Source organism: Vaginisenegalia massiliensis (assembly GCF_900604935.1).
Taxonomy (GTDB): domain Bacteria; phylum Bacillota; class Bacilli; order Lactobacillales; family Aerococcaceae; genus Vaginisenegalia; species Vaginisenegalia massiliensis.
Window position 1 is genome coordinate 72,955 of sequence record NZ_UWPC01000001.1, and the last position, 19,229, is coordinate 92,183.

Here is a 19,229-nt window from a genome sequence, read left to right on the forward strand (position 1 = left end):
TTTAAGCTAGGAATGTTTCCTAGCTCTTTTTGTTTATTTATCACTTGAGGAGGGATCGTATGCCTATTTCTTTGGCTGACTGTATTATTATATTAGCTCTAGCGGGGTATTCATACCGAGCTCAGTTGGATTTCGTAAGACAAATGGAAGGGCGGCTTAATCAGCAAACATTGAATTTGCCCACCTGGACATGGGCAGATTTTCTTGTCTTTTTAGAATCTTGGTCTCATTTCCAACCGTCACTTATCCTTTCTAAAATACAATTGGATCAATACAAACAAAAATATCAGTATTTTACCTATTTCGATCCCATTTATCCTTGGGCTTGGCGTCATTTACCTGATCCACCAATGATTCTTTATTATCGAGGTCGGCTCGAATTATTGAGCGCTCCTTGCTTATCTATTGTCGGAACTCGAAATGTCACACCGTATGGTCAACAGATGGCGCACCGAATTTCAGTCTTTTGCCAAGAACATCAATGGGTCTGTGTTTCTGGCATGGCTAAAGGAGTAGATCAGGTTGTTCATTCTAGTGCATTGGCTTACCAAATCCCTTATACAATTGGAATTATTGCTTGCGGATTAAATAAGGTCTATCCTCGCCAACATGGAAATTTACAAAAAAGTCTTGGCCGGCATGCCTTACTGCTTAGTGAATATGCTGATGATCAAGGCATTCAAAAATTTCACTTTATCGCTCGAAATAGGCTCGTGGCTGGTTTGAGTCCAATAACGTTAGTAATTGAAGCAGCGAAAAATAGTGGATCCTTAATTACAGCTCAATTTGCCTTACAATATAATCGTCAGGTATATGCTCTACCTGGTCGCGTAACCGATCCTTATTCTTACGGACCCAATCGATTGATAGCAGATGGGGCCTGTCCTTTTGAATCTTTTGACCGTTTTGAAGATGAGATCAAGCGGATTTTTGCTCATTTTTATGCTGAGCCTAGCTAAATTTTGCGGAAATATTTGACATACTGCCAACTTTCGCATAAGATTGGTACGATTTAAATATCGGACTATAAGTGTCTTAGACAGAAAGGGGTAGTAGTATTTGGCTTATAAATATCTCGTTATAGTCGAATCACCCACAAAAGCCAAAACCATTGATAAATACCTTGGGCGCCAATACAAAGTAGTGGCAAGTAAAGGACATTTACGTGATTTGCCTAAGAGTAAAATGGGAATTGATTTAGAAAATAATTATCAACCTGCTTATATCAGTATTCGCGGTCGTGGTGACACGATTAAGGAATTGAGGAAATATGCTAAATCAGCTGAAAAAGTCTATTTAGCAGCCGATCCGGACCGCGAAGGGGAAGCCATTGCATGGCATTTAAGTTTTTTATTAGGTTTAGATCCTGAAGCAGAAAACCGGGTTGTATTTAATGAAATTACCAAAGACTCGGTCAAAGAAGCGTTTAAACACCCACGAAAAATTGACCAAGATCTAGTTGATGCTCAACAAGCACGCCGTATTTTAGACCGAATTGTGGGATATTCTATTTCACCACTTTTATGGAAAAAGGTCAAGAAAGGCTTAAGTGCTGGCCGGGTACAGTCAACCGCTCTAAAACTCATTATTGATCGCGAAAATGAGATTAGGGAGTTCAAACCAGAAGAATATTGGAAAATTCCATCAACTTTCAAAAAGGGTAGCCTGTCCTTTGAAGCGGAATTTTATGGTCATCAAGATAAAAAGTTGGAATTAAAGAACCAGGAAGAGGTTAACCAAGTGATGGCAGCCATAGATTTGAAGGCTGACTTTACCGTAAAAGATATTGAAGAGAAAGAACGCAAACGGAAACCAGCGCCACCATTCACTACGTCAACTCTCCAACAAGAAGCATCTAATCGCTTAAACTTTAGAACCTATAAGACAATGATGGTAGCTCAACAGTTATATGAAGGAATTTCCTTAGGTGGTACACCAGTAGGTCTTATCACTTATATGCGTACAGATTCCACGCGTATTGCACCGAGTGCCAAAGCCATTGCTAGCGATTTTATCCAAGAACATTACGGTAAGGAATATCTAGGTCAAAATCGGAAGTTAACGAATGCTAAAGGAGCACAAGATGCTCACGAAGCAATTCGACCTTCTAACCCTAATTTAACACCAGAATCGATTCAAGATTCTCTATCCAAGGATCAGTATAAGCTGTATTCATTAATTTGGGCGCGGTTTATGGCTAGCCAAATGGCCGATGCTGTCTATGATACGGTAAAAGCGGATATTGAACAAGCTCGGTACATCTTTAGAGCCAATGGATCAAAAATTAAATTTGCCGGCTTCTTAAAGGTTTATCCTAGCCAACAAGGCAAGGATAATTATTTACCAGAATTAAATATAGGTGATTCAGTAAAGGCAATCCAAATTGAACCGAGTCAACATTTTACTCAACCACCTGCCCGCTACACCGAAGCTAGCCTTATTAAAACTCTTGAAGAAAATGGCGTTGGCCGGCCTTCAACCTATTCACCAACGATTGAAACTTTACGGAAACGTTATTATGTCAAACTAGTGGCAAAGCGTTTTGAACCGACCGAGCTCGGCGAAATTGTCAATTCGATGATGAATGATTTCTTCCCTAAGATAGTAAATACCGAATTTACTGCCAAAATGGAAGAAGATCTCGATGGGGTAGAAGAAGGAAAACAAAACTGGGTTGCCTTAATTGATCACTTCTACAAAGGCTTTGAAACAGATATACAAAAAGCCGAAGCCAATATGGAAAAAGTTCAAATAAAAGATGAACCAGCTGGTTTTGATTGTCCTGAATGCGGACATGAAATGTTAATAAAAATCGGGCGTTTCGGTAAGTTCTACGCTTGTAGTAACTTCCCTGACTGTCGTCATACCGAAGCTATTACCAAACAGATTGGCGTGACTTGTCCTCATTGTCACCAAGGACAAGTGGTAGAACGGACATCGAAAAAGAATCGTACTTTTTACGGATGTGACCGTTATCCTGACTGCGACTTTGTCTCTTGGGATAAACCGCTTGGTCGTCAGTGTCCAAAATGCCAACATTATTTAGTTGAAAAGAATCTCAAAAAAGGAAAAGTGGTTCAATGTAGTCAATGTGATTACAAAGAAGAAACTGAGTAAATCAAGACAAGTAAAAACAAGCATTAGACGTCCATCGGATTGTCTAATGCTTATTTTTGTAAAAATAATCGAAGTTGTTGCAACAATTTTCACAAAAGAGTGTAAAATTACACAGAAAATCGGTACAATAGAATGAGGTGGTGGAACCATGGATCAAGAATTAAATCAGTTTATCCATTATTTAGCAGATGAACGTCGCTATTCAAATGAAACTGTTCAAGCATACCAACGTGATCTAGACGAATTCGTACAGTTTATTAGGCTGAGCCAAGCAACTCCACTGGCAGAAATAAGCTATCAAGATATGCGATTGTATTTAGCCCATCTAAATGAACGAGGTTTGGCACCTAATTCTATCAGTCGAAAATTATCAGCCTTACGTTCTTTTTTCCGTTATTGTTTAAAACAAAGCTATATCGAAGCCAATCCCATGGAACTTATTCAATTTCGCCCGAAAGAACAACGTTTGCCTGAATTTTTTTATGAAAAAGAAGTAGATCAATTGCTTAAAGCAGCCGCTAATCCGGCTATTCCTTATCCATTACGCAATCGAGCGATCGTAGAAATTTTATACGCTACTGGCATGCGGGTCAGCGAATGCTGCCAACTAAGGCTAGAACAAGTTAATTTAACTGTTCAGTTGATTCGAGTAGTAGGTAAAGGGCAAAAAGAACGCATTGTTCCTTTAGGAGATGCAGCTGTCTTCGCTATTCAAGCTTATTTAGATCAAGAAAGACCCGATTTGTGTGCAAAGAAAGATCTATCACTTTCCAGTGACCGCGTATTTTTGTCTGATAAAGGCCAAGAGTTACAACCCGCACAAATTCGGCGCTTGTTAAACCGTATCGTTAAGGAAGCTGGCCTTAATATAGCCATTCATCCCCATAAAATGCGACATACATTTGCTACCCATCTTTTAAACCACGGGGCTGATATGCGTAGTGTTCAAGAACTATTGGGGCACGCCGATTTATCATCCACTCAGATATACACTCATGTAACCAAGGATCGGTTACGAAAAAGTTATTTAGCGGCTCATCCAAGAGCTCACCGTCAAACAAAGGAGGATTAATATGACAACAATTTGCGCAGTGAAAAAAGGTAACCAAGTGGCTATGGCTGGTGATGGCCAAGTAACAATGGGAGAAAGTATCATTATGAAAGGCAGTGCGCGAAAACTACGCCGCATCTACAATCAACAAGTCATTGTGGGTTTTGCTGGTGGGGTAGCCGATGCGATTACTCTATCAGAAATGTTTGAAGAGAAGTTACAAGCTCATCAAGGTCAGTTGACACGAGCAGCTGTAGAAGTAGCTAAACAATGGCGAACGGATCGCTCTTTGCAAAAGTTAGAAGCTTTATTAATAGTTATGGATCGCGAATCTATCTTATTGGTATCGGGAACAGGCGAAATCATAGAACCTGATGATGGCGTATTAACCATTGGCTCAGGCGGAAACTATGCACTAGCAGCTGCTAGAGCCATGTTGCGAACAGATAGTCAATTAAGCGCTGAAGAAATTGCTCGCCAATCCTTAGAAATCGCGAGCGAAATAGATGTCTTCACCAATAATCACATTCTAGTTGAAACATTTGAAAAGTGAGGTATCCCATGCAAAACCTAAGTCCACGAGAAATTGTTAATGAATTAAATAAATATATTGTCGGTCAAGACCAAGCAAAACGAGCCGTTGCTATTGCTTTGCGTAATCGTATTCGCCGGTTGAAATTAGATGCAGAAATGAAACAAGAAGTAAAACCCAAAAATTTGTTAATGATCGGCCCAACTGGGGTCGGCAAAACAGAGATTGCTCGCCGTTTAGCCTCTATAGCGCAAGCTCCTTTTGTAAAAGTTGAGGCGACCAAGTATACCGAAGTCGGCTATGTTGGTCGTGATGTAGAATCAATGGTCCGCGACCTTGTTGAAAACAGCATTCGCATTGTTAAGAAACAACAACAAGCCAAAGTTCATGATCAAGCTTATGAGCAAGCTATTAAGCGCATTGCCCAAGCGCTTAAACCAGGAAAAATTCCACCTAAAAAAGAACCCGCTTCAATGACAAACGCTTTTGGCATACCCAATTTTAGCGAAATGTTTAAACAATTAAACCCAGACAATTCTGAAGAACCCGAAGAAATTGTAACCGAGGAATTAGCCGCTACTCGCCGGGCAATTGAACAACAAATTCGCGACCATAAACTTGATCAACACCAAGTAACCATACGGATGCAAGAGAAGAAAGTTTCGCTTGGACATTCAAATCCGGCCATGGAACAAATGATGGAGATGCAAGAAAGTATTAATCTTTTTAAACCGAAAAAGAAAATTGAACGCACCGTATCGGTCAAAGAAGCATTAGATTTGCTGACTGAGGAAGAAGCAGATAAACTCCTAAATCAGGATGATATTAATCAAAAAGCCTTAATGCTAGCTCAAGAGAAGGGTATCATCTTTATTGATGAAATGGATAAAATCGCAAGTAAAAATCAACATAGTGGTGAAGTAAGCCGTCAAGGTGTCCAACGGGATATTTTGCCAATTGTTGAAGGAAGCCAAATTCAAACCAAATACGGATTAATTTCAACAGACCATATCTTGTTTATTGGCTCAGGTGCTTTCCATGTGGCTAAACCATCAGATTTAATTCCTGAATTACAAGGTCGATTCCCTATTCGTGTTCATCTAGATGATTTGAATAAAGATGACTTCGTTAAAATCCTGACTGAACCAAAAAATGCTTTAGTTAAGCAATATCAAGCTCTTTTAGCTACTGAGGATGTAACAGTAACCTTCAATGAGGAGGCGATTGAGCACATGGCAGAATATGCCGTTCAATTAAATGAGCAGACAGATAATATCGGCGCGCGACGCTTACATACGATTTTAGAAACACTATTAGAAGAATTACTTTTCGAAGCTTCTGAAATGGCCTTAGCCCAAATCGAAATTACTGCTCCATATGTCGATGCCAAGCTAGCTAAGATAGTCGAAAATAAAGATCTTAGTCATTATATTTTGTAAGGTGGCAACGTTATGATTACATTAGAAAATAAACAATTACGCGTCCAAATTGATGAAATTGGTGCGGAAATTAAGTCAGTAAAACGCCTTAGTGACGGTTATGAATATATCTGGCAAGGTAATCCGACATATTGGCGCCGTTCTGCCCCTGTCTTATTTCCCGTTGTAGGTGGTTTAAAAGAGGGGACCTATCAATATCAAGGTCAAACTTATAGTTTACCCAATCATGGATTTGCTCGCGATATGCAATTTGAACTACAAAGCCGCAATCAGCAACATACGGCTTCATTTTGTTTGAAGAGCAATGATCAAACCCAACAAATGTATCCTTTTGATTTTTCATTGCAAATTAATTACGTGTTATATTTTAATCAAATTACAATTTCATATGAGATTTTAAATCCATCAAGTCAGGAGCGTTTATATTATTCAATTGGCGGTCATCCAGCGTTTAATGTCTCATTAAATCCTGATCAAAATAATGAATTTGATCAAGTGAAAACTAAAATTGAACCAGCTGGCAAATATCTTCATCTTCCAATCGATAAAGAAGGCTTCATTAATTTAGATAAGGCTAAATATGTCGATACGTCCGAATTAACTATTCTCCATAAGACTTTCCGCAAAGACGCCTTAGTTTTTCAATTAGGTCAACAAGCGACCACAACATTATTGGATTATAAAAATAAGGTCAAAATTAGCCTGAAACAAGATGGAATGCCCTATGTAGGTATCTGGTCTCCTTATCCAAAAAAAGCAAGCTTTGTTTGTATCGAACCTTGGGCTGGCATTGCTGATACCAATGAAACCAATGGCGATTTAATTAGTAAAATGGGCATTCACTACTTAGACCCTAATCAAATTAAAGCCTACGATTATTCGATTAGTTTTGAAACCATTTAACTCTGAATAGCCTCAGGCAAGGAAGTATATCCATGATATATTTCTTTGCTTGAGCTTTTTTGCATAAAAAAATCGCCATAGCGAAAAGCTTGACGATTGCAAACTTATTCAATTAAGAGGAAGCGAGTTTCTATTTTCGGGAACGAAGGCCAAAACCAACACGATTTTCATTTCCCATCATTAAACGCCCAATATTAGCCCGGTGACGATAACACATAAATAGAGCCATCAATACAAATCCGATACCAACCACTTTGTCATTAACGAAAATTAATAAGCCAATACTTGTAAGGGAATAACTTAACATACTAGCTAAGCTGACCGTTGAGCTTAGCCAGAGTATCAGTCCAAATAAAGCGACCATAATCAAGCCAGTCGTAAAGTGATAAGCTAAAAGGATACCAATCGAAGTCGCAACAACTTTGCCGCCTCTAAAGTCTGCAAAAAGAGGGTAGGCGTGACCTAAAACAGCGGCCAAAGCAACACTCATCCAGATTAGTGAGATTTGAGGGTATAAATGGTGAGCAAGATAAAAAGGGATAGCACCTTTCAACAAATCAACCAAGGTAACAAAAATAGCCGCTTTTTTACCAAAATTACGACCGATATTGGTTGCACCGCTATTATGGCTACCAAGTTCACGAACATCAACGGCGTGACGATAAGTTGAATACCAAACCCCAGTGGGAATAGAACCAGCTAAATAGCCTACTATAGGCCAAATGATATATGACAGCATAAATTCCTCCTTAAACACGCTCTTATTTTACCATGAAAGTGGCGTCTTGTGCGTAATATAGCGTTAAATTCATTATATTCTTGTCAGATGATTGAATTAATAAGGCTTTGTTTGTTATGATACTAGAGTTATGAGATACAAATGAGAGAATGAGGTGTACGATGTCTCAAGATAAATCAATACAATATAATGATGATGCCATTCAGATTTTAGAAGGCTTAGAAGCCGTTCGCAAACGGCCAGGTATGTATATCGGGTCAACCGATCAAAGAGGATTACATCACTTAATATATGAAATTGTTGATAATTCAGTCGATGAGGCCTTATCGGGTTATTGTGATAATATTAAAGTTCATCTTTATCAAGACGGCAGTATTAAAATTTCTGACAATGGTCGAGGAATGCCAACAGGAAATCACGCAAGTGGTGTACCAACAATCCAAGTCATCTTTACTGTTCTACACGCGGGCGGTAAGTTTGGCCAAGGGGGATACAAGTCAGCCGGCGGCTTACATGGTGTTGGGGCTAGTGTCGTTAACGCCTTATCGTCTTGGTTAAAAGTTGAAGTTGAACGCGAAGGTTTTAAATATACCATGTCCTTCAAAGATGGTGGAAAACCAGCTTCAAAACTCATAAAAACTAAAGCAAGTAGTAAAACCAGCCATGGAACAAGTGTCCATTTTATGCCAGACAGTCAAATTTTTGGCGCAGCTTCAATTAATGTTTCAACCATCGCGGAACGACTTAGAGAATCAGCCTTCCTTTTAAAAAATATTGCTATTGAAATCACCGATGAACGTAGTGATTATCAAGAACGTTTTCATTTTGAAAATGGTCTTACTGACTTTATTGCCTATTTGAATGAAGATAAAGATGTTTTAGGTCAGATTGCTTCCTTTTCTGGCCAAAATGATGGTTTTGAAATTGATTTCGCTTTACAGTATAACGATGGTTATTCGGAAACCATTTTATCTTTTGCCAATAATGTGCGCACAGGTGGTGGTGGTAGCCATGAGGCCGGCATGAAGACTGGTATTACGAAAGCCTTTAATGATTATGGCCGTAAAGTTAATTTATTAAAAGATAAAGATAAGAACCTAGAAGGATCAGACGTCCGTGAAGGCATGACAGCGGTCATTTCTTTACGGATTCCAGAGCAATACCTCCAATTCGAAGGCCAAACCAAAGATAAATTGGGTACGCCTAAGGCACGTTCTTTAGTGGATTCTTTTGTTTATGATCAATTCTCTGCTTTCCTCAATGAAAACGGAACCTTTAGTCAAATGATTCTCAAGAAAGCCATTAAAGCGCGGGAAACGCGGGAATTAGCCCGCAAAGCGCGTGATGCTTCTCGTAATGGCACCAAGAAATCACAACAAGAACGTTTAATTTCTGGGAAATTGACCAAAGCTCAATCGAAAGATGCCAGTAAAAATGAATTATATCTAGTCGAAGGGGACTCAGCGGGTGGCTCAGCCAAACTTGGCCGAAATCGGCAATATCAAGCTATCTTACCTCTGAGAGGTAAAGTCATTAATACGGAAAAAGCTTCCATGGCTGATATTCTAAAAAATGAAGAAATTAATACTATGATTTATACTATCGGTGGCGGGGTTGGAGCAGAATTTGACCTGGGTTCCATCAATTACGATAAAGTCATTATTATGACCGATGCGGACACCGATGGTGCGCATATTCAGGTTTTACTTTTAACCTTCTTCTATCGCTACATGAAGCCGCTTTTAGAAGCGGGTAAGGTCTATTTGGCGATGCCACCTTTATTTAAAATTTCCAAAGGTAGCGGCAAGAAACAACAAGTTGAATATGCTTGGACCGATGAAGAATTGAAGGTAAAAGTCAGTCAAATGGGTAAAGGCTACATCTTACAACGCTATAAAGGTTTAGGTGAGATGAATGCAGATCAGTTGTGGGATACTACAATGAATCCAGCGACAAGACTATTAATACGCGTAACCTTAGAAGATGCGGCGCAAGCTGAAAAACGGGTATCAACCTTAATGGGGAATAAAGTAGAACCTCGGCGCCGATGGATTGAGCAACATGTTAAATTTACGCTAGATGAAGAAGATTCGCTTCTCAATGACACGCAAGGAAATGACTTTAACCAACAAAATCTACCCAAAAAAGAAACCATTCTTAATGAAGGTAGCTTAGAAAAGCGTAAAGAAGAAGCTCAAAATAATGAATTTGAAATTGAACTAACTAGTCTCGATGACGGGCAATTCTCTTTATTTGATGGAGGTGAATTAGATGGTTAATCAACCCTTGGAATCAATTCAAGAACTCAGCTTTGAAAGTGTTGTTGGCGATCGATTTGGTCGTTATTCCAAATATATCATTCAAGACCGGGCTTTACCTGACATCCGAGATGGTTTAAAACCAGTACAACGACGAATTTTATTTGCTATGTATCAAGAACGGAATACTTTTGACCATCCATACCGGAAATCAGCTAAAACAGTCGGAAACGTGATTGGTAATTATCACCCTCATGGTGATTCTTCCGTCTATGAAGCGATGGTTCGAATGAGTCAAGATTGGAAAAACCGTGAACCATTAATTGATATGCACGGAAATAATGGGTCAATGGATGGGGATCCTGCAGCAGCTATGCGTTATACTGAAGCACGTTTATCTGCCATTGCATCGGAATTACTCCGCGATTTGAAAAATGAAACCGTCGATTACTTGTTAAATTTTGATGACACGCTCGAAGAACCTACCGTTTTACCTGCTCGAATTCCGAATTTATTGATTAATGGAGCAACAGGGATTTCAGCCGGTTATGCTACTGAAATTCCACCGCATAATTTAGCTGAAGTCATGGATGCCTTGATATACATGTTAGGTCATCAGAACTATGATTTAGCTAAAATTATGACATTTATCAAAGCTCCCGATTTTCCTAATGGGGGAATTATTCAAGGGCTAGATCAAGTCAAAAAAGCTTATGAAACAGGCCAAGGAAAAATTGTTCTTCGTAGTAAAACAAATATAGAAACGCTAAAAGGCGGTAAAAGTCAAATTGTAGCGACCGAGTTACCTTATGATGTGAATAAAGCCAAACTCATTCAAAAATTGGATGACATTCGCTTAAGCAAGAAAATTGATGGCATTGCTGAAATTCGTGATGAATCCGATCGTAACGGAGTTCGTGTAGTGATCGAACTCAAACGCGATGTAGATGCTCAAGGAGTGCTAAATTATCTACTCAAGCAAACTGAACTTCAAGTGAATTATCACTTTAATATGGTGGCCATCCATCAACGACGACCTATGGTTGTCGGCTTAATGCAAATATTAGAAGCCTATCTTGACCATCAACGTCAAGTACTTACCCGGCGCACTGAATTTGATTTGCGTCACGATCAAGCGCGACTTCATATTGTTGACGGCCTCATTCGAGTCGTATCTATTCTTGATGAGGTCATCGCCTTAATCCGACGGAGTGAAAATAAAAGTGATGCCAAAAATAATTTAGTTAAAGAATTTGATTTTTCTTTAGAGCAGGCTGAAGCTATTGTTTCCTTGCAACTTTACCGTTTAACCAATACAGATGTGACGGCTTTGCAAAACGAAAAATTAGAGTTAAACGAACGCATCCTAATGTATCAAAACATTCTGAATAACCCTAAAACCTTACACCAAGTTTTAATGAACGAAATGAAGGCTATTCGCAAACAATATGCGACTCCACGACGGACTAGTTTAGAAGAAGAGATTGAAACGATCAATATCGAAACGCATGTTCTTATTCCTGAAGAACAAGTTTATGTTTCAGTCACAAAAGAAGGTTATATCAAACGGACCAGCCTTCGTTCCTTCTCATCATCAGATGCACAAGATTTGGCCAGTCGCGACTTTGATTATCCTATATTCGTCCGCGAATTAAGTACCCACGATCATCTAGTCATTGTAACCAACAAAGGGAATTATATACATCTACCTGTTCACGAGCTTCCAGATATCAAATGGAAAGACATGGGTATGCATTTATCCCAAAATTATCAGCTTGAACCAGGAGAACAAGTATTGAACGTCTTTGTCGCTGCTGAAACTGACGAGAATCAAGATTGTTTAGTCATGGTCAGCAGAACAGGTATGATTAAACAGAGCCGTTTAAGTGATTTTGTAACTTATCGGTCTTACAAAACACGTACAGCAACAGCTATGACTTTAAAAGATGATCAGGATTCTTTAATTTCTGTTGAACTAGCTAAGGCAAACGAGTCTTATCAAATTTGTTTAATCACTGAAAAATCCTATAGTTTACGTTACGATTTAAATGAAGTATCTACTATTGGACTCAAAGCAAAAGGAATTGTCGCCATTAAGCTTAAAGAAGGCGATCAATTAATTGCAGGTCTGCTGTTTAATCAAGACTTAACTAAGCCCCAAGTCATTGCGACAACACAAAGAGGGCACATTAAACGGTTTAACTTAGATAATGTCCCGTTAGCTGGAAGAGCGACTCGAGGCTCACTACTATTGAAAGAGTTGAAGTCACAGCCACACCGCTTTGAATTTGCTTTGGCCTTAACTCAAAGTAAAATCCCACTTATCATTCAAGGGGATACTGGCGTAACAATTGAATTAATGCCGAAAGAAGTCCCACTGAGCGACAGGCTGAGCAATGGTAGTCTTATTTCCCAAGCTGATCAACTTGGTCAGATTCACGGCGTTCATTTTGCTCGTTTACGATTGTTAGACGAAGATTAATCATTAACTGTATTAAATAAGTGTTACAACTTATTTAATACAGTTTTTTATATTCTGTCACATATTTTTAGAACAGATTGTTTGAAGATTCACAATTGTAACTGTATGCATTATTATAAAAAACATTATATTTATAGCATTTCATATGATTAATCAGTGAAATAGCCAAATAAATATCTTGCCTTTGTGAAGTATTGTGTTATACTCTAAATGTAAAAGTTGTTCTATTGAAGATTAACAATGAGGAGGGCGAAATTATGGAACAATGGCAAGGATTTAAAGGCACAAAATGGCAAGAAGAAATTGATGTGCGTGATTTTATTCAACAAAACTACACTTTATATGAAGGGGACGAATCGTTCTTAGAAGGACCTACCCAAGCAACTAGTCGTTTATGGGAACAAGTTATGGACTTAAATAAACAAGAGCGTGAAGCAGGTGGCGTTCTTGATGCTGATACTAAAGTTGTTTCGACCATCACTTCTCATGGACCAGGTTATTTAGACAAAGACCTTGAACAAATTGTTGGTTTCCAAACGGATAAACCTTTCAAACGTAGTTTGCAACCATTTGGTGGAATTCGTATGTCTGAAAATTCTTTAGAATCTTATGGCTTCGAATTAGATCCTGAAGTAAAACACATCTTTACTGATTATCGCAAAACGCATAACCAAGGTGTTTTTGATGCTTATACGCCTGAAATTCGTGCAGCTCGTCGAGCTGGTATCATTACGGGGCTTCCAGATGCCTATGGGCGAGGACGGATTATTGGTGACTACCGTCGGGTTGCTCTATACGGTGTGGATCGCTTAATGGCTGAAAAAGCAAAAGATCATGCTAATATCGGTTATGGCACCATGTCTAATGATGTGATTCAACTTCGTGAAGAAGTATCAGAACAATATAGAGCTCTAAATGAATTAAAAGAATTGGGCCGCATCTATGGTTTTGATATTTCAAAACCAGCTCAAACAGCTAAAGAAGCTTTCCAATGGTTATACTTAGGTTATCTAGCAGCTGTTAAAGAACAAAACGGAGCCGCGATGTCATTAGGTCGGACTTCCACTTTCTTAGATATCTATATTGAACGTGACTTACAAAATGGTGTGATTACCGAAGTTGAAGCGCAAGAAATTGTGGACCACTTTGTTATGAAATTACGTTTGGTTAAATTTATGCGTACACCTGAATACAACGATTTATTCTCGGGAGACCCAACTTGGGTAACTGAATCAATCGCTGGGGTAGGGGAAGATGGACGACCATTAGTTACCAAAAACTCATTCCGTTTCTTACATACTTTAAGTAACTTAGGTCCTGCTCCAGAACCAAACTTGACCGTCTTATGGTCTCCAAAATTACCTGAAGGCTTTAAACATTTTGCTTCAAAAATGTCTATTCAATCATCAGCTATTCAATATGAAAATGATGAAGTGATGCGTCCACAATACGGCGATGACTATGCCATTGCTTGTTGCGTATCCGCTATGCGTGTCGGCAAACAAATGCAATTCTTTGGAGCCCGCGCTAACTTAGCTAAAGCTCTATTATATGCGATTAATGGTGGCGTGGATGAAAAATCAAAAGCACAAGTTGGACCTAAATTCCAACCAATCACTTCTGAATACTTAGATTATGACGAAGTCATGGCAAAATATGACGATATGCTAGAATGGTTAGCAGGCCTTTACCTCAACACTTTGAATATCATTCACTATATGCATGATAAATATTGTTATGAACGTATCCAAATGGCCGTTCAAGATACCGAAATGATTCGAACAATGGCTACCGGTATTGCTGGCTTTTCAGTAGCAGCTGACTCATTATCAGCAATCAAATATGCTAAAGTGAAAACCATTCGTGACGAAGATGGCCTTGTAGTCGACTTTGAAACTGAAGGTGATTTCCCTAAATATGGTAATAACGACGACCGCGTTGACCAAATTGCCGTTCAATTATTAAAATCCTTCATGACTAAAGTTAAAAAACACCCAACTTATCGGGGAGCGAAACACACAACTTCAATTTTAACCATTACTTCTAATGTCGTTTATGGTAAGAAAACAGGTAACACACCTGATGGCCGTCGTGCTGGAGCTCCATTTGCTCCAGGGGCTAACCCAATGCATGGTCGTGACACTCATGGTGCCTTAGCAAGCTTATCTTCAGTCGCAAAAGTGCCTTATAAATATGCTCTAGATGGCATTTCAAACACCTTCTCAATTATTCCGAAAGCATTAGGTAAAGAAGAAGATGTTCAAAAAGAAAATCTTGCTAGCATGTTAGATGGTTACTCTAAGAAGGGCGGTCACCACTTGAATGTGAATGTCTTCAATCGTGACACCTTACTAGATGCGATGGAACATCCAGAAAATTATCCACAATTAACTATCCGAGTATCGGGTTATGCAGTTAACTTTATTAAGTTAACACGTGAACAACAACTCGATGTAATTAACCGTACTATGCATGGTTCAATGTAATCCACTAACCATAGACTAATTAAGAATCGGGCTGAAAACCTTCAGTCCGATTTTCTTTCGTTATAAAATAGCTTATAATTGACTTCGTGAGGTGAAAAATATGATAAACACAAATACACAATCAACCATTGGTTATGTCCATTCTACCGAGAGCTTCGGCTCCGTTGATGGTCCTGGCATTCGTTTTATTACATTTATGCAAGGATGTCGCTTACGCTGCGAATTTTGTCATAATCCGGATACTTGGGCGACTAATGGGGGTAAAGAATATACGCCTCAGGCAATGTTTGATGAAGCCATTTCTTATCGCGAATTTTGGGGTAAAAAGGGTGGTGTGACCGTTAGTGGTGGAGAACCGCTCTTACAAATTGATTTCTTAATTGAATATTTCAAAATATGTAAGGCTCATGGAGTACACACCTGTATCGATTCATGTGGCGGACCTTTTACGCGCCAGGAACCGTTTTTTAGTAAGTTTAATGAGTTGCTTAAATATACCGATTTAATTCTTTTTGATCTAAAACATATTGACTCTGAAGGGCATCTGAAATTAACCGGTCAACCTAATGATAATATTCTCGATTTGGCTAGATATCTTTCCGATATCGGTCAGCCTGTTTGGATCCGCCATGTGTTAGTGCCTCAAAGAACGGATTTTGATGAGTATTTAATTCGTTTAAGCGCGTTTGTTAAGACCTTAGACAATGTATTAAAATTCGAAGTTTTACCTTACCATAAATTAGGCGTTTATAAGTATGAAGCCCTAGGAATTAAATATCGTTTGGCTGGCGTAGAACCACCAACTGTTGAACGGGTGGAAAATGCCAAGCGATTACTTGACACAGCTTCCTATACTAAGCATTTAAGTGAATAGCTTAATCGCGCATTTTACTATTCATTTTTACCAAAACTAATGGTAAACTATAACATTGTAAGAATCTTTAGGAGGAATTGATCTATGTCAAAATATTTAGTATTTGGTCATAAGAACCCTGATACCGATACCATCGCATCAGCTATTGCTATGGCATTTTACTTAGAAAAAATGGGCAATGAAGCAGAAGCGGTAGCTCAAGGTGAAATGAATGAAGAAACTAGCTTTGCATTGAATTATTTTAAAGTCGAAGCACCACGTATTATTACTCGCGTTGCCAACGAAACTGATAAAGTTGCTTTAGTGGATCATAATGAACCGCTTCAATCAGTGGATGATTTAAATGACGTTCGTGTTGATTACGTGATTGATCACCATCGAATCAATGGTTTTGAATCAGCTCAACCTTTGTACTATCGTTGTGAACCTATTGGCTGTACGGCTTCAATCTTGTTCAAGATGTTTAGAGAACAAGGCATTGATATTCCTAAAGCCATTGCTGGTCTTATGTTATCAGCGATTATTTCAGATACCTTATTATTTAAATCACCGACTTGCACCCACGTTGATGAAGAAGCTGCTTATGAATTAGCTAAAATTGCTGATGTAAACATTAATGAATATGGTTTAGATTTATTAAAAGCGGGGACTAACCTTAGCAGCAAAACCGTAGATGAATTAATTGAACTTGATGCTAAAAACTTTGAAATGAACGGTCAAAATGTTCGTGTTGCTCAAGTGAATGCCATTGGGTTTGATGAAATGCTTGCCTTAAAAGGCCAACTTTTAACTCGTATGGAAGAATATGTGGCTGAGAATAAATTAGCTTTATTCGTCCTACTTGTAACGGACGTTCTAAAGAGCGACTCATTCGGTTTAGTGGCTGGACCAAACTTAGCTGAAGTTGAACGTGCCTTTAATTTAAAAGTTCAAGATTTCCAAATTGAACTTCCAGGAGTCGTATCTCGTAAAAAACAAGTTGTTCCTCAACTTACTGAAGCTTTTGAAGCTTAATCTTGACTAATTAAAAAAACCCTCTCTTATTTACTTTGCTTGTTTAAGGCAGAGTAGTAAGAGGGGGTTTTAGTTTATTCAGCTAGTTGGTTGATCAATGTTTCATCTGGAGTTACAAACAGGGTGCGTTGTCCTTCGTAAATTACGAAACCAGGTTTAGCGCCATTTGGCTTATGAAGCGCTTTTACTTGGACCGTATCAACTGGAACATTGGCCGATTGACTGAATTTAGAAAAATATGCCGCAATTTGAGCCGCTTCGGTAAAGGTTTGATCACTTGGTTTATCAGAACCAATGATGACATGAGCTCCCGGAATATTTCGCGCATGGAGCCACCAATGGTTCCGAGGACTAAGTTTCAAACTTAATTCGTCGTTTTGTTGATTATTACGGCCAACATAGATTGGAGTACCATCAGTAGAGTGAAATTGGCGAGGCTTTGTTTTGACTTTCGCTCGTTTTTTTGTCGCTGTTTTTCGCTGACTAGCATAACCTTCTTGAGCTAATTCTTCTTTGATTGACTCGACGTCTTCAATATTGGCTCGCTCTAATTGGACGAGAATTCCTTCTAAATAATCATTCTCAGCAAAAGTTAAATCTCGCTGCTCATTAATATAACGAATGGCATCCCGATACTTGGTATACTTGCGATAATATGTTTGACTGTTTTCACTGACACTTTTCCGAGGATCTAGGTCAATAAGTAGAGCTTGGTCTGCTTCGTAATAATTTGGCAAGCTTATCTGATCCTGTCCTTTTTCAACCTGATAGGCAAAAGTATTTAATAATTCACCTTTAATACGATAGAGGTCTGCTTGCTCGGCTTTTTGATAATCTTGTTCTAGTTTAGCTAATTTAAGCCGATTGCGTTTGAGAATTTCATTAATTTTCTGAATTAAATCACCCGAAAGTTGTTTAATTCGATCATGGCGAACTTTCTCGTCATAGTATTGACTAATTAATTCTGATAGATTAGCGTATTCAGTTATTTTACCTTGGACGTGTTTTAAAGGGTAAAAGTAGTATAACCACTTATTATCTGTTTGAATAGTTTGGGGTTGTGGTTTCAGGACTCCTAGCTTAAAGCGTTCTAAAACACTTAAACGATATATATTTTCTTGTTCCACCTGAGCCATAAGAGAGGCTTGGCCAATTTGACTTAAACCTTGGATATTTTTTACCCATGTTTGAAGGTCGAGATTAGTGTCTTGGGCAAGCTGGTTCATTTCTGTATCATTGAAAGGATTAAGCTGCCCAACATGGTGGGGAGGATAGATATATAAGCCACCAGGTTGTAAAGTACGGTATGTGTTTTGACTCGCCGGCACATGTTTGATACAGTCAATAATTTTATCTTCATGATTAATCAGTAGAATATTACTATGGCGACCCATTAATTCATATATTAAGCGATACGTCTGTTGATCTCCTAATTCATCCCGTCCACTAAGCAAGCATTCTACAATACGATCATTTTCCACTTGCTGTATGGCCAAAATTTGCGCATTTTCGATATGTTTACGCAAGAGCATGCAAAACATAGGAGCGTGAGTAGGATTAGCTGGTTTTTCATCAGTTAAATGTAAACGATAATAGACAGGGTGAATCGATGCATTTAGCCGATAATTTTTCCGATTTGATCGTACGACAATTTGTAATTCTTGTTCAAAAGGCTGATAAATTTTATTAATCCGCCCACCTACTAGGTTTTGTAATTCAAAAACTAAGGCCCTTGTTAAAAAACCATCAAAAGACATGAAACAAACCTCCTAAAATCTCAATTTCGTGTTACTTGTCTTAGTTAAAAACAAACCGAAATCAAGTTATCTATTTTAAATTACTAATCTGGATAAGTAATGATGAAACGACTCTCTAAAGTGATTCCAGCGCCAATTTATCCTAAATGAGAAGGAAAAACTAAGCTGACATTAATTATATCCATTATACAAAGTACCATATTTGGTGTTGTTATTGATAAACGACACAATATATAGTTGTTTTTTGATTCAAACTTGGGTAAGATAGTGACATCGGAAATTTATGAAAGAGGGATATTTATGAAAAAAATTACAGTATATTCAAAACCCAATTGCATGCAATGTAACTTTACCAAAAAATTTTTAGACGAACATAAGATTGCTTATACAGCTTATGATGTTCAAGAAGATCAATCAGCATTAGCTCGTGTTCAAGAGCTAGGTTTCCAGTCATTACCCGTTATTGAAATCGATGGGGAAGACGCGTTCTTCGGTTTTCGCCCTGATAAATTAGAACAATTAGCTTAATATAGTTTTAAACATATGATAAAAATCACGAATCAGCTTGTGGATAAGA

Annotated in this window: 14 protein-coding genes; 12 read left to right on the top strand and 2 right to left on the bottom strand. The window is 38.4% G+C overall.

Going from position 1 to position 19,229, the window contains the following annotated elements; all coding sequences use genetic code 11:
- Positions 1-59: 59 nt before the first annotated feature.
- From dprA to EIH20_RS00345, 6 genes are all read left to right on the top strand, one after another.
- Positions 60-959, top strand: a complete 900-nt coding sequence (gene dprA / locus EIH20_RS00320; protein ID WP_124057359.1) for a DNA-processing protein DprA — start codon at positions 60-62, stop codon at positions 957-959.
- A gap of 100 nt (positions 960-1,059) precedes the next feature.
- On the top strand, positions 1,060-3,117 hold the full coding sequence (gene topA / locus EIH20_RS00325; RefSeq protein WP_124057360.1) for a type I DNA topoisomerase: 2,058 nt from the start codon (positions 1,060-1,062) through the stop codon (positions 3,115-3,117).
- Between the two features lie 148 nt (positions 3,118-3,265).
- The gene (xerC, locus tag EIH20_RS00330; RefSeq protein WP_124057361.1) at positions 3,266-4,189 is read left to right on the top strand and encodes a tyrosine recombinase XerC; all 924 of its coding nucleotides are present in this window, start codon (positions 3,266-3,268) and stop codon (positions 4,187-4,189) included.
- A 1-nt stretch (position 4,190) separates the two neighbouring features.
- Positions 4,191-4,721, top strand: coding sequence for an HslVU peptidase proteolytic subunit (gene hslV, locus EIH20_RS00335; RefSeq protein ID WP_124057362.1), 531 nt, complete (start codon positions 4,191-4,193; stop codon positions 4,719-4,721).
- An 8-nt stretch (positions 4,722-4,729) separates the two neighbouring features.
- Positions 4,730-6,139 (top strand): ATP-dependent protease ATPase subunit HslU, encoded by a 1,410-nt coding sequence (gene hslU / locus EIH20_RS00340; RefSeq protein ID WP_124057363.1) that lies wholly within the window; start codon positions 4,730-4,732, stop codon positions 6,137-6,139.
- A 12-nt stretch (positions 6,140-6,151) separates the two neighbouring features.
- Complete coding sequence (locus tag EIH20_RS00345) at positions 6,152-7,042, top strand: aldose 1-epimerase family protein (RefSeq protein ID WP_124057364.1); 891 nt, start codon at positions 6,152-6,154, stop codon at positions 7,040-7,042.
- 130 nt (positions 7,043-7,172) lie between these two features.
- On the opposite strand, the gene plsY is transcribed toward EIH20_RS00345, so the two are convergent.
- Positions 7,173-7,781, bottom strand: a complete 609-nt coding sequence (gene plsY / locus EIH20_RS00350) for a glycerol-3-phosphate 1-O-acyltransferase PlsY (RefSeq protein ID WP_124057365.1) — start codon at positions 7,779-7,781, stop codon at positions 7,173-7,175.
- A 161-nt stretch (positions 7,782-7,942) separates the two neighbouring features.
- On the opposite strand from plsY, the gene parE reads away from it, so the two are divergent.
- The 5 genes from parE to EIH20_RS00375 all read left to right on the top strand — a co-directional run bounded on the left by parE (position 7,943) and on the right by EIH20_RS00375 (position 16,895).
- Positions 7,943-10,060 (top strand): DNA topoisomerase IV subunit B, encoded by a 2,118-nt coding sequence (gene parE, locus EIH20_RS00355; protein ID WP_124057366.1) that lies wholly within the window; start codon positions 7,943-7,945, stop codon positions 10,058-10,060.
- Positions 10,053-12,521, top strand: a complete 2,469-nt coding sequence (gene parC, locus EIH20_RS00360) for a DNA topoisomerase IV subunit A (RefSeq protein ID WP_124057367.1) — start codon at positions 10,053-10,055, stop codon at positions 12,519-12,521. The genes parE and parC overlap by 8 nt, the downstream gene beginning before the upstream one ends.
- 257 nt (positions 12,522-12,778) lie before the next feature.
- Positions 12,779-15,007: a formate C-acetyltransferase gene (gene pflB, locus EIH20_RS00365; RefSeq protein ID WP_124057368.1), complete on the top strand. Its 2,229-nt coding sequence runs from the start codon at positions 12,779-12,781 to the stop codon at positions 15,005-15,007.
- 100 nt (positions 15,008-15,107) lie between these two features.
- Entirely contained in the window at positions 15,108-15,881 is a 774-nt protein-coding gene (gene pflA, locus EIH20_RS00370) for a pyruvate formate-lyase-activating protein (protein WP_124057369.1), read from the top strand.
- A gap of 84 nt (positions 15,882-15,965) precedes the next feature.
- The gene (locus tag EIH20_RS00375) at positions 15,966-16,895 is read left to right on the top strand and encodes a manganese-dependent inorganic pyrophosphatase (protein ID WP_124057370.1); all 930 of its coding nucleotides are present in this window, start codon (positions 15,966-15,968) and stop codon (positions 16,893-16,895) included.
- Between the two features lie 74 nt (positions 16,896-16,969).
- Here the strand turns inward: EIH20_RS00375 and EIH20_RS00380 are convergent, their stop codons facing one another.
- Positions 16,970-18,652 carry an Rqc2 family fibronectin-binding protein gene (locus EIH20_RS00380; protein WP_124057371.1) on the bottom strand — a complete coding sequence of 561 codons (1,683 nt, stop codon included), beginning with the start codon at positions 18,650-18,652 and terminating at the stop codon, positions 16,970-16,972.
- Between the two features lie 300 nt (positions 18,653-18,952).
- Between EIH20_RS00380 and nrdH the strand changes: the two genes are divergently transcribed.
- Positions 18,953-19,180 (top strand): glutaredoxin-like protein NrdH, encoded by a 228-nt coding sequence (gene nrdH / locus EIH20_RS00385; protein ID WP_124057372.1) that lies wholly within the window; start codon positions 18,953-18,955, stop codon positions 19,178-19,180.
- The last annotated feature ends 49 nt before the right edge of the window (positions 19,181-19,229 follow it).